We start from the raw sequence: 11,774 nt of genomic DNA, 5'->3' as shown, positions 1-11,774 counted from the left end.
TATTTTATAATTTTTTACTAAAGTTGTTGATTAATTCTAATACATCATCTAAACGTGCCAGCTGCTTAACCCATTTTTTTGGAATACTATTAAATCCATAATATAACCCAGCCAGGCCGCCTGTGATTGCAGCAACAGTATCGGTATCTTCTCCTAAATTTACTGCTTTTAAAACAGATTCTTGATATGAATTGCTGTTTAAAAGCACCCAGAATACTGCTTCCAGAGTATCAACTACATAGCCGGTTGACTTAATTTCAGTTTCTGCTGAGTCTTTAATATTTCCAGATAAAATCCTACTATAATATTTTAATTCTGAGCTGAAATTATCTTGCCCTATAAAGTTATTTATATGTTTTATAGACTGCTCATAAGCCTGCTCCAGGTCAGCTTCCATGATGAGTCTTTGGGCAAAGTCAAGATAGATATAGCAGCCCAAAATAGAGCGGAGATGGGAATGAGTTAATGAACTAACTTCTTCAGTTTTTTTGAATTTTTCTGCTGGCTCTACATTTATTAAATAAAAAGCAAGTGGTAAAATTCTCATTAAAGAACCATTTCCATTGTCTTTTTCTCCCCCAGCTCCAGCAGCTGTTGCCTCCATTCCCTGCCTCAAGTTGGCGATTGAAACTCTGGTTGTATTACCAACATCAAAAGTCTCCCCACCAGCCGTCCAGTAAGCCTCATCAAGCCAGCTAATAAATTTTTCTGCCTGGTCATTCAAATCATATCCATCTAAAAGCGATTCCAGAAGACAGAGGGTTAAAGAGCTATCATCAGACCAAGTTCCTGGAGCTTGGTTATAAGTGCCATAGCCCCGCATATCTGTTACTGGATCTTTTTTTAGTTCTTTTCGACTTTTAAATTCAACAGGTACTCCAAGAGCATCGCCAACTAAATGTCCTATAATTCCTGCTTTTAATTTATTTTTTAACATAAATTAAGTAGTTTCACCTCACTATTTCTATGTGTATATTTTTTAAAATCTTAAATTAGTTTAAGACTCAATCCAATTAAAATGAATTTTATAAATCTAAAAAGAGCTGCCAAAACCAATATTAAATATCGGATCAGAATCTAAATTATCAAAGCCAATATCAGCTCTGATCGGTCCTAAAAAAGAATAATATATTATTCCTACCCCGGCATCAGTTTCCCAGTCATAGTCACTCAGGCTCATATTGTTGGCAGAAATTTTTGCAGTGTCAATAAAGAGAACTCCCCAAATTTTTCTCTGCCATAACTGGTGCTGGTATTCTATGGTTCCTTTTAAATATTTTGTACCTGCAAATTCATATTCCTGGCCCCTAATCGGTATTCCACCATCATTCTTACTAAAAGCTCCAGCAGTAAATTGATAGTTAAAAGGAGTTTCATCTGAACTATATCCACCCTTAAAATCTGCAATAATTTGTGATTTATTATTCAGCTTAAAATCTTTATTTATGTTAATTTTTATTTTATTAAAATCACTTTGATCATCATCTAAAGAAAAAGCCCTGCTTAAATATGCTTCAAAGTTAACTGCTCCCCTATAAAGAAAATTATAATCTGGGATCAGGTATTCCTGTTCTAAATCCTTATTTAAAGTACTATAATCGTTTTTTTGATATTTTAAAGAATAAGTATTTTTTATATTAACTACAGGCAGGCTTTCAATTTCAAATTTATAAAAATTGCCTTCAGCTAAATACTGCTGCTGATTAAATTCTAAATCCTGGTCAAAATCCCTCCAGGAAAATCTGTATATTTTACCCTGATCAGCCAGATATTCTAAACCATATTCCTGATAGGAATCATCACTCCAGTCAAAAGCAAGATTGTAGCTGATTCCATTTCCAGCCGGATTCCTGATTTTTTGTTCAAATTTTTCTCCAAGAAGCCCTGTAGTCTTTCTAATTGCAAATTCATAGGGGTGGATCATGAAAACCCCACTCTCTTCTGCCTCTACAATAACCTTTAGTTCATCCTGAGTAATTTCTCTGCCTGTAAGCTTAAGTGTAAACGGATTGAAAAGATCACTATTAAAAAGCCTCTGCCGGCTTAAAATTAATTTTTCTTCTTCCAATTCTTCTCCTAAAGAAAAAGCCAGCTGTTTTTCTATAAGACTGGTATCACTTTTCTGCAGTCCTTTAATTTCAATTTCCGAGATTTCAGCTGCTGCCGCAGGAACAAATGATGTTAAAATATAGATTGTTATTAAAACTAAAATTATTTTTTTCATTTTGGGCTCCTTAAGATGCATTTTCAATTATTTTACAACTATTTAATAACAATACCATTAATGTACTTTTTTATAAGAATATAGCTAGAAAGACTTAAACTAAAGTCTATTAATTTGTTTATTTATTTCAGATAATCTTTTTTCAATTTCAGACAATTTTTCTGGTTTATCTCCATATATCCAGACTGGAACATTTTGGCCAAAATAGTTTTCTCCCATTCTTTTTTCAATTAAATAATGACCTTTAGAAAGATAAAAATTATCCTTTAGTTTATCTTGATTATAATTTATTATATAAATATTTGATTCATCTAACAAGGTTCCATAAGTACTTAGAGCAGCATTAACAGGAGAAGATCTACCTCGAAGGTAAAGCACATCTTCACTTCTATCTTTTAGCTGGCCTTGAATATTAAATTCAGTATTCTTACTAGAAATTTTAATATACTGTTCATTAATTTTATGATATTTTTGATGTAATCTATATATTTTTTCTCTATCAGCAAAAACTTTATACTCATCTAACAATTTTTCTAAATCATCATGTGATAGAGTTTTAATTAATTTTTTGATAACTTTTAATTTATCATTATTGACTAAAAAATTATCATTATATAATTTAGCTGAATATAAATCATTTACATGATTTAAAGCCTTTTTTCTAATTTCTGTTTTTAATTCAGGAATAGCATTTTTAGCTTTTACAGCTTGATCAATATTATTAATTGAGTTCAAAACAATATTTACTGTTTCATTTTTATATTCAGGAAAATAATTTATAATGTTTCTATATTCTAAATAACTAATGCTTTGATTAAAATATCTCTGTCTGGCAGCAGATTGAATTTTATTGATTTTGAAATTTTTAGCAACTTCAAAAAGTTCAGCTTTTGATAACTGGCTTAAAACTTTATCAATCTTTAAATTTTCTAAAGGATAGTAATTAACAAATTTCAAAAGCTTATCTTTTGTATTAACTAATGAAATTACTTGTTCTCTCATTTTGATTATCGAAAAAACATCTCTAAAATCTTTGGTTATCTTTATAGCATCATCTATAGATTTTGAATTATTTAAGTTAGCTTTAACTATTTCATAAAGCTGAGAATTAGCAGGTCCATTAGATCTAGCAGCGTACTCATAAAAATTATTTTTGTATTTTACAGCTGAGTCTAAACTATTGACATATTTTAAAGCTTTTCTTCCTGCTGTCGCCTGATATTTATAATCTTTAAACTCTTTAGCAGCTTTAATCATTTGATCCAAATTTTTTGATCTATCAAGATATTCATAAATCAAAGTACTTACTGCAGGAAAATCAGAAAATATAGTTATTAATTTTTTGATTTCAGTTGTGTTTAAATCATCTTTAAGATTATTTATTATACTATCGACATCATTATTGTTTATACTTTTGTAGAAAACATTATGAAATTTATCAGCAGTTTTTAAACTGTCCACATATTTAACAGCCTCTTTTTTAGCTGTAATTTCACTTCTCTTTCCAGAAATAATATCTGATTCTAGCTTAACCATTTTTGCATAACCATCTTTTTCCTTTTCGTCATTAAGTTTTTTATCAACAATATTTTTTTCCTTGTAATCATTATTATTATCTAATTTACTGTTATCTTTAATTTTACTATTTTTATTAATTTCTTTTTGCTTATTGAAAGTTTCTTTTTTTGCTGAAGGACTCTCCTTTAAATATTCTTTTGCCCTTTTTGTATATTCATTATGCTCAATAAACTCAGCTAGAAATTTCTCCGCACTTGTTCTGTCCTTAACAAAATTATAAGCTATTTTTCGCACATAACTTGGCCTGTATTTTTTAAAATTAGGATACCTATTTAGAGTATCCAAAACATCATCAATATTTTCACTTTTTTTAAGTAGTAAATCATCAAGGCCATTAAAGCTTTGATTTTTAAATATTTCAGATAATTTAATAAGTTCTTCTCTATTTAATTTATTTTTAAGTTTTCTATAAATCTCTCTTGTCTCTTTATTATAGTCATCTAAATTTGGGAATAGTTGTTTAAAATCTCTGGCAGTTTTTAAATCTTTAACATATTTAACTGCTTTAGATCTAGCAGGATGAAACACATAATTATTTTTGGGAACTGCACTTAATAATTTTTTCAGGTCTTCTAAACTATCACTTTTAGCTAAAATAGCCCTGTGAACGTTACTTATTCTATAATTATTCGGATAAATCTTCATTAACTTATATAGATCATCTTCATTTAATGATTTTGCCAATTTTTCAACAACAAACTCTGCCTGATTATCGTGATCTTCTAAATCAGGGAAAATTTCTTTAAATAATTTAGCTGTTTCTAAATTATAAACTAACTCAGCTGCTTCTTTTTTCAACTTTATAATTTTATTGCGATTAAAATTTTCTTCTGCCTGCTTAACTTCAGTTTTAATTTCATTTAATCTTATCAAATTGTCAGCACCTAAAATATTAATACTAGAAATAAAAACAAATATTATCGTTAAAAAAATTATTTTTTTAGTCACCTAATCACCCTAGATTATATTTTTATTTTATATAAACACAAAAATTATATAAAGATCTATTGAGTAAAATCATTCTTTTCTGGAAGAGAAAATTCTTAAAACAACATAAGCAATTAAAGTAAAGATAAAGAAAATCAACAACACAGTAGCTATGCTCTGCAGAGATCCAATCAGAGTTCTATAAATTTCTAGAGTCCAGCGCTCTGCAGTTAATTGAACAATTTCTCTGTTGTCATACCTGGAGGTAATATATTTTTCTAAATCCCAGACTCTGACTCCTCCAGAAATACCAACAACATAAATTGCGAATTTAATATATTTAAGCCAGGCTTCATTGATTGCTTCTGGAACAATTAATTGTAAGATTTTATAAATAGAATCATTGAAAAGTTTACTGACAATGTAACAGACCAATAAAGCTACCAAAAAAGTAACTATTAATAATAAGTAAAACATGGATCTACCTCTTTCCTGTTTTTGATTTGATTAAATAATTATGGTTTTAATTAATTTAATACCTCTTTGATTACTCTCAAAACATTTTCTGATCTAAATTTATCAATTAAATCATCACTCCAGCCATCCTTCTTAAGAGCTTTAAATAAAAGTGGCATTTCACTGCTTTTTGTGATCTCTAAGTCACCCTGAATCCCATCAAAATCACTTCCCAGAGCAAGCACAGACTCACCACCAATATTTTTTATGTAATTTAAATGTTCTATCATCTCTTCCAGCCGGCTTCTTTTATCAGCAGAATTTTTATTTAGTAATTGGGGAGCAAAATTAAGTCCGATCACCCCACCCTTTTCTGCAATCTTAGTTATCATATCGTCTTTAAGATTTCTGGGGTGAGCTGCAAGAGAACGCACATTAGAATGCGAGGCTACAAAGGGTTTTTCACTGTGTTCGGCAATATCGTAAAAGCCTCCATCTGAAAGATGAGAAACATCAATAATCATCCCTATTTTATTCATATATTCTACTGCTTCAACTCCAAATTGTTTAAGCCCTTTTTTCATAATTTCCTGATTATCAGAATTGGGCCACCCAAAACAGTTTTCATAATTCCAGCTTAGAGTAATTAATCTAACTCCAAGTTCATAATACTTTTTTATTTTTTCTAGATCACCATTGACACTTCTTCCATCTTCAATTGTCAAAAAGGCAGAAATTTTATTTTCATTTTTATTATTTAACAAATCCCGATAATTATAGGCCATCTCAATCATTTTATTGTTTTTTTTAACTTCATTTTTTAAAATGTTAAGTAAATCTTCTATATATAAATCATCATCAATTTGTGCTAAATTTAATTCTTCTAAAGTTGACTGATCAGGCATAAATATAGCGAAAAATTGGGCCAGCGCTCCTCCAGCTTTTAGTCCCTTGAAATCAACACTCAGCTTATTATTTTCCAACAAATTATCCTGATCATATTTATTATAAATTCTCAATAAGCTGTCACAGTGCAGATCAATATAACCCAAATCAATCATCTCCTCAGCTCTTATTTTTCATAATCAATTTTTAAAACTAAATCAGAAAATTAAAGCTATTAAATTTAAAATCAGATAAAGAATAATAACTATTTTAGCAATCTGAGCTAGATAAAAAGAAATACTTTTCTCGCGCCTTATATCTTTTTCAGCCTTTTGATTCTCCGCTGTTCCATTAGAATTATCAACACTATCTATATTTAAGCTTTTTAGCAGTTCTTTAGCCTTTTTATAATCATTTTCTGATACATAGAGTTCTATATTGTAAGCAGAATAACCCATATAGATCATGCTGTAGCCGCCAAACTCGTCATGACGCACAATAACTTCAATATTGTTATCATTAAGCAGTGCTTCTATCATTTCTGCTTCTCTAGTGCCAACTGTTATTAAATGATGGAGTTTAAAATTATTCATATTTTACCTCTTTTCTGCATAAACAATTCTTTCTCCAGCATAAATGTTTATTTCTCGACTGGTCAGATGAGAATATCTTTTTTTATACTCTTCTCTACCCACATCTTCAATTAGATTTAAGATGTTGTCATTTAATATAGTTTCAATTTTTGAGCTTTCAATTCCAGTTTTCCAGTCTAAACCCATTTCCTCAACAAATGAAATTATCTGCTGATCAACTTCAGACCTATCTGATCCATCAACTATTCCTTTTTTGACATAGCTGAATAATATTTTGCTTCCTGTTTCTAAATCAGCAAAAAAATCAAGTATTTTATCTACTGATTTTTGTTCTATATACTGAGTTACACCTTCCCAGATGACCAGAGTTTTTTTATTAAAAGCAAAATTATTATCAAGCAGCACCTCTTCTAGCTTCTTTTTATCAAAATCAATCTCAACCAATCTTACATGATCTGGAATTTTCTTGTATAATTTTTTTAATCCTTTTCTTTTTTTAGAAATAGTTTGAGGATGATCTACTTCAAATACCTCTAGTTTCTGAACCCCTTCAATCCTGTAGGCTCTAGTGTCAAAACCTGAGCCAAGTATTAAAAGCTGCTCCATTTTATTTTTGTTATCTTTCAAACGGTCATCTATATACTTTGTTCTGTAAAGAAGATTGCCAATCACACCTGGCATTTCCTTATCTCTTTTTGAATATATCATTTCTCTTAATGGTGAAAATTTCATTAATTTCAAAAATAATTTCCAAAGAGGAGGTAACAAATAAAACGCTATTCTGTCATAAAAAAGGCGCTCGTCTTCCGGGTAATATGACTCCGCTGCTCTCAGAGCAGCATTTGATAGGGCAGAATAACTTATATCTTTCATTTAGATTACCTCCTTAAATTATCAGGTACTGTAAAGTCTTTTTAATTAATTTTTATAATCAACTAAAACTCTTTTGGCAGCAGTTTTCCCAATAAAAGCCGCTACCTTCTTGTGTTCAGGATGATTTTGATATTCATCAAGATCAGTAAGACTCTCAAATTCAGTAATTAAAACTAAATCATAAGCAGCCTCACTCTGGTTGATATTTTTACCAACCTCAATGAATTTAATTTGCTCAACTAAATCTTTGAGTGATAAAAGTTTCTTTTCTGCTATTTCAATATTTTTCTCTCTATCTTTTCCCTCAGCAAAATCTTTAAACTCCCACATTACCACATGTTTGATCATTTTTATTACCCCCCATTTTATTTTAGACTCTGATTAATACTTCCGTCTAGCAGCTCAATTTCAACATTTTCCTCAATTTTAAAGTATTTATTAATATCAGCTTCAACAATCTCAAAAGCTATTTCCTGCCAGATTTCTTTCATTTTCTCTTTATCTTTTTTAGATCCATTTTCTTTAGTAATAACTTTTTTGAAAAGCTTGGCTGCTTCAGGATGTTTTTTCTTAATAAAATCAGAATCTTGGAGCTGATATCGCAAATTTTTATCGGGCTCAGCGCTTTTGAGGAAGGTAACAGCAGTTTTATCAAAATCTTGATAAATAAGTTTATTATTACCGAAGGTTGTACCTGCCGTATATTGAATACCATCAGTAAAGCAGCTTTTTGTTTCTACAACAGCTCGTAAACCTTCCTTTTCATTATTTTTTAGATTCAGCTTATTCAATGCATCTGCAGCAGCCAACACTCCCAGAGCAAGATAGGGACAGTAATGGCCGTGAAATTCTCCCGCTTTTAGCAGCAGTTCATGCAGATTCTGGTATTTAATTAAATCATTTATATGATAACGAGGTGTCTTTTTCTGTAAGGATAATGAAGGCTGATCCATAAAAGAAGCATAAGGTTTGATATCCAGAACAGGAGTCCCATCTATTGCATCAAGTCCATAGACATGTAACTTATTGCCTTCTCTTTTCAATAACTCCACAGTCGTAATTCCAATTGGACTTGGTCTGCGGGGGCTTCTGGAGGTAAAAAGACCTCTTTCAGGTCCTTTTCTTCTTTTACTAATTAGATCATAACCTTCAGATTTGTGAAAATAGAAAAGAATCTGCAGATATTCATAATCCTCTATCTGATCAAGACCATCAACATATTCAGCTTTTATTTCGATAATACTTTTACTTTTTTTCATTTCATCAGGACCGACTGGTTCTTTATACTTGCTTCTGACTTCTGCTATTTTCTTTACTTCCATGGTCATCTCCTTCTGATTTGAATTATTTATTTAAGTTTTTCTTCAACTGAATTAATTTTTTTATCCATCGCCGCTTCTCTATCTCTGCGGTCATCAATTTTTAAACTTGTAGTAACTCTTAAAGCTTCATTTTCAAAAGGAACCTCATGCATTTTTTTGTGATTTCAAAAATATCAGCAAGTTTTCCTTCTAAAATAGTTCCCATCGGGGTTAATCTGTACTTAACTTTATCCTGATCTTTTAAAACCTGATGACAGCCGGCAACATAACTGCTTAAACTTGTGCTTTCTGTACCTAATGGTACAACTGTAAGTTCTGCAATAACCATCTTAAATCCTCCTTTTTTTAAAATTTTAATTTATAATATACTAAAATTTATAATTACTTTAATTTTTTCCTATCTTAATTTTAACACTCAAAACCAGATAAAACAATAAAAAATAGACGGCTTAATCCTTAAAACAAAGGATAAGCCGTCTAAATAATTTTTCGCTTTATTATTTAACTAAATAGATACTATTTTCATATTTTTATTTAAAAAGATTTAATTTCAATTATAAACTAGTGTTCCACTATTTCCTAGTAATGCTTCTTCTGCTTTCTCTAAAGAAGCAATTATAGATTTTCTACCTGTTTTGGACTGGACAAACTTTATAGCAGATTTAACTTTAGGAAGCATACTACCTGCTGGAAACTGATTATCTTTAATATAATTATTGGCTTCTTCAACTGACATTTCTGCCAGTTCTTCTTCAGATTCTTTACCAAAGTTAATGCAGACTCTGTCTACTGCAGTTAGAATGAAAAGAAAATCAGCATCAATTATTTCTGCCATTTTTTCACTTGCTAAATCTTTATCAATAACTGCCTCAACACCCTCTAGCTGGTAACCTTTTTTTGCTACTGGTATTCCTCCACCACCAACAGTAATTACAACATGATTATTTTTTAATAAAGAATTTACCGAATTTTTTTCAATAATATCAACAGGGGCAGGAGAAGCAACTACTCTTCTAAAACCACGGCCAGAGTCTTCAATCATTTTGTATCCTTTTTCTTTTTTTATTTTCTCTGCCTGTTCTTTGCTATAAAAAGCACCGATTGGTTTTGTTGGATTTTTAAAAGAGTCATCATTTTCATCAACTAGAACCTGAGTAACTAAAGTTACGACATTTTTATCAATCTGTCTTTTTCTTAGTTCAGAGCCAATAGCATTCTGCAGATGATAACCTATATATCCCTGACTCATTGCTCCGCTTTCAGGAAGAGGCATTGCTTTTACTCTTTCATCATTTTGAGAAGCAACCTCCATTCCGAGATTGATCATGCCAACCTGTGGTCCATTTCCATGAGCAATAACAACTTCGTGTCCCTGTTCAATTAAATCAACTACTGAGCGTGCAGATTCTTTTACAATTTGAAGCTGCTCCTGAGGGCCATTTCCTAGAGCATTCCCCCCTAAAGCAAGCATTATCCTACTCATTAGACTTCACTCCCAGCAATTTTTTTACTCAAAGCTATAATAGCTTTTTCAAAACACTCTGCAGGAGGATTAACAATACCTGCTCCAACCTGCCCTACTCCAGCTACTTTATGAGCCATTCCAGTATTAATAATTGGTAATCTACCACTTTCAATTACTTTCATTACATCAATTCCTATTGCTGAACCTCTAAAGTTTAGAGTTGGAATTGAGAAGTTATTATTTTCTCCTTCAGTTATCTCATACATTTGCTTACTGTAGTTTATAGCATCATCAACAGTACCTCCAACAAATTGAACAATAGCTGGAGCACCGCCCATTACAAAGCCACCAAGTCCCATTGTTTCAGTTATAGTGCTGTCACCAATATCAGGACTGGCATCCTCTTCAGTATAACCAGGGAAAAGTAGCCCTTTTACCATTTGAGCTGGACCGGTAAACCATTGATCTGCATCTAAGCTGCTGATTCTTAAGCCAAACTCGACTCCATTACGGGCCATAGTTGTAACTAAAGTAGAGTTTTCTACACCATGTGCTGCATCCAGTGCAGCCTTACAGGTAGGCATTGATAGATTTAAAAAGTAGTGGTCATTTTCCTTAATAAATTTCAATGAATCAATTAATACTTCTTTTTCTAAATCTGCCTCTAAAAAGTAAGGTGTAATCTCTCTAAAAAAGAGACTGGTAGAAGCTTTGTTCCTATTATGACACTCATCTCCCATATGCAGTGCCTGAGATATTATTGCCTTGAGATCAATTCCTCCATCTATTAAAGCAAGTGCTTTCTTCAAAGCTGGTGCATAGGTAGTTTCAATAAACTTTAATCTATCGATTACTTCTTCACTAAAGGCTCCATATCTTAATACTTTACCAAGCCCCTCATTAACTGTACAGTATGTTTTATTTCCATACTTAGAATTCTCAACAATATGCACAGGCATTGAAGCTGACATCACTCCAGCCATCGGACCTACTGCACTATGCTCGTGGCAGGGGGCAAATTCAATTTCTCCAGATGCTGCAAGTTTTCTAGCTGATTCCTCATCTGCTGCCAGCCCTTCATAGATTAGCGCTCCAATTACTGCTCCTTCCATCGGACCACACATATCTTCCCAGGCTACTGGAGGTCCTGCATGTAAGATTAAATTCTTTTTCATTCCAGGAACAACATTAATCGCCTGATCTATACCAATTAATTTGGCCTGGGATGTTTTTAGTATTTCCACAACTTTTTTGTTTGCTTCTGAAATTTCTGCTTGATGTTCACTTAAATTATCTAAAGCTTCGATTAATTCCGGCTTACCTCCTGCAGGTGGCTGCCAGTCTAAGCCAACAACTTCAACATTTTGTGCTGTAAGATCTTCTTTAAAGTTAGGGTTACCAATATTAATTACATTTAATTCTTCTGCAAATAATTCATTTATTTTAGACAT

Annotated in this window: 11 protein-coding genes and 1 pseudogene; all 12 read right to left on the bottom strand. The window is 31.5% G+C overall.

The features are described 5' to 3' along the window. Window positions 1-4 precede the first annotated feature (4 nt). The 12 genes and pseudogenes from ACZ446_RS06440 to ACZ446_RS06385 all read right to left on the bottom strand — a co-directional run bounded on the left by ACZ446_RS06440 (window position 5) and on the right by ACZ446_RS06385 (window position 11,774). Window positions 5-937: an ADP-ribosylglycohydrolase family protein gene (locus tag ACZ446_RS06440; RefSeq protein WP_464394286.1), complete on the bottom strand. Its 933-nt coding sequence runs from the start codon at window positions 935-937 to the stop codon at window positions 5-7. 96 nt (window positions 938-1,033) lie between these two features. Next, window positions 1,034-2,224 carry a BamA/TamA family outer membrane protein gene (locus ACZ446_RS06435; RefSeq protein ID WP_464394285.1) on the bottom strand — a complete coding sequence of 397 codons (1,191 nt, stop codon included), beginning with the start codon at window positions 2,222-2,224 and terminating at the stop codon, window positions 1,034-1,036. A 99-nt stretch (window positions 2,225-2,323) separates the two neighbouring features. Further along, window positions 2,324-4,750, bottom strand: a complete 2,427-nt coding sequence (locus ACZ446_RS06430; protein ID WP_464394284.1) for a hypothetical protein — start codon at window positions 4,748-4,750, stop codon at window positions 2,324-2,326. Window positions 4,751-4,819: 69 nt separating this feature from the next. Next, window positions 4,820-5,206, bottom strand: a complete 387-nt coding sequence (locus ACZ446_RS06425) for a hypothetical protein (protein WP_290763049.1) — start codon at window positions 5,204-5,206, stop codon at window positions 4,820-4,822. 50 nt (window positions 5,207-5,256) lie between these two features. Continuing rightward, window positions 5,257-6,246 (bottom strand): dipeptidase, encoded by a 990-nt coding sequence (locus tag ACZ446_RS06420; protein WP_464394283.1) that lies wholly within the window; start codon window positions 6,244-6,246, stop codon window positions 5,257-5,259. A gap of 42 nt (window positions 6,247-6,288) precedes the next feature. Next, window positions 6,289-6,663 (bottom strand): putative signal transducing protein, encoded by a 375-nt coding sequence (locus tag ACZ446_RS06415; RefSeq protein WP_464394282.1) that lies wholly within the window; start codon window positions 6,661-6,663, stop codon window positions 6,289-6,291. A gap of 3 nt (window positions 6,664-6,666) precedes the next feature. Continuing rightward, entirely contained in the window at window positions 6,667-7,536 is an 870-nt protein-coding gene (locus tag ACZ446_RS06410) for an SAM-dependent methyltransferase (RefSeq protein ID WP_464394281.1), read from the bottom strand. A gap of 45 nt (window positions 7,537-7,581) precedes the next feature. Beyond that, a complete protein-coding gene (locus ACZ446_RS06405) occupies window positions 7,582-7,884 on the bottom strand; it encodes a Dabb family protein (RefSeq protein WP_290763042.1) in 303 nt (100 codons plus the stop codon). A 17-nt stretch (window positions 7,885-7,901) separates the two neighbouring features. Continuing rightward, window positions 7,902-8,858, bottom strand: coding sequence for a tRNA (N6-threonylcarbamoyladenosine(37)-N6)-methyltransferase TrmO (gene tsaA, locus ACZ446_RS06400; RefSeq protein ID WP_464394280.1), 957 nt, complete (start codon window positions 8,856-8,858; stop codon window positions 7,902-7,904). 26 nt (window positions 8,859-8,884) lie between these two features. Beyond that, a pseudogene (locus tag ACZ446_RS06395) lies at window positions 8,885-9,186 on the bottom strand (MTH1187 family thiamine-binding protein). Between the two features lie 222 nt (window positions 9,187-9,408). Next, entirely contained in the window at window positions 9,409-10,341 is a 933-nt protein-coding gene (gene arcC / locus ACZ446_RS06390; RefSeq protein WP_290763035.1) for a carbamate kinase, read from the bottom strand. After that, entirely contained in the window at window positions 10,341-11,774 is a 1,434-nt protein-coding gene (locus ACZ446_RS06385) for a YlbE family protein (RefSeq protein WP_464394279.1), read from the bottom strand. Before ACZ446_RS06385 ends, arcC begins: the two co-directional genes overlap by 1 nt.

The sequence above is a fragment of the Halanaerobium sehlinense genome, assembly GCF_055379485.1.
The sequence above is the reverse complement of the archived record's forward strand: the minus strand, read 5'-3'. Positions and strand labels throughout refer to the sequence as shown.

What these genes read in the sequence shown, in the direction of transcription:
- ACZ446_RS06420 (WP_464394283.1), bottom strand. Translation starts at nt 6,246, where the DNA reads ATGATTGATTTGGGTTATATTGATCTGCACTGTGACAGCTTATTGAGA.
- arcC (WP_290763035.1), bottom strand. Translation starts at nt 10,341, where the DNA reads ATGAGTAGGATAATGCTTGCTTTAGGGGGGAATGCTCTAGGAAATGGC.
- ACZ446_RS06385 (WP_464394279.1), bottom strand. Translation starts at nt 11,774, where the DNA reads ATGTCTAAAATAAATGAATTATTTGCAGAAGAATTAAATGTAATTAAT.
- ACZ446_RS06425 (WP_290763049.1), bottom strand. Translation starts at nt 5,206, where the DNA reads ATGTTTTACTTATTATTAATAGTTACTTTTTTGGTAGCTTTATTGGTC.
- tsaA (WP_464394280.1), bottom strand. Translation starts at nt 8,858, where the DNA reads ATGGAAGTAAAGAAAATAGCAGAAGTCAGAAGCAAGTATAAAGAACCA.
- ACZ446_RS06435 (WP_464394285.1), bottom strand. Translation starts at nt 2,224, where the DNA reads ATGAAAAAAATAATTTTAGTTTTAATAACAATCTATATTTTAACATCA.
- ACZ446_RS06440 (WP_464394286.1), bottom strand. Translation starts at nt 937, where the DNA reads ATGTTAAAAAATAAATTAAAAGCAGGAATTATAGGACATTTAGTTGGC.
- ACZ446_RS06410 (WP_464394281.1), bottom strand. Translation starts at nt 7,536, where the DNA reads ATGAAAGATATAAGTTATTCTGCCCTATCAAATGCTGCTCTGAGAGCA.
- ACZ446_RS06415 (WP_464394282.1), bottom strand. Translation starts at nt 6,663, where the DNA reads ATGAATAATTTTAAACTCCATCATTTAATAACAGTTGGCACTAGAGAA.
- ACZ446_RS06405 (WP_290763042.1), bottom strand. Translation starts at nt 7,884, where the DNA reads ATGATCAAACATGTGGTAATGTGGGAGTTTAAAGATTTTGCTGAGGGA.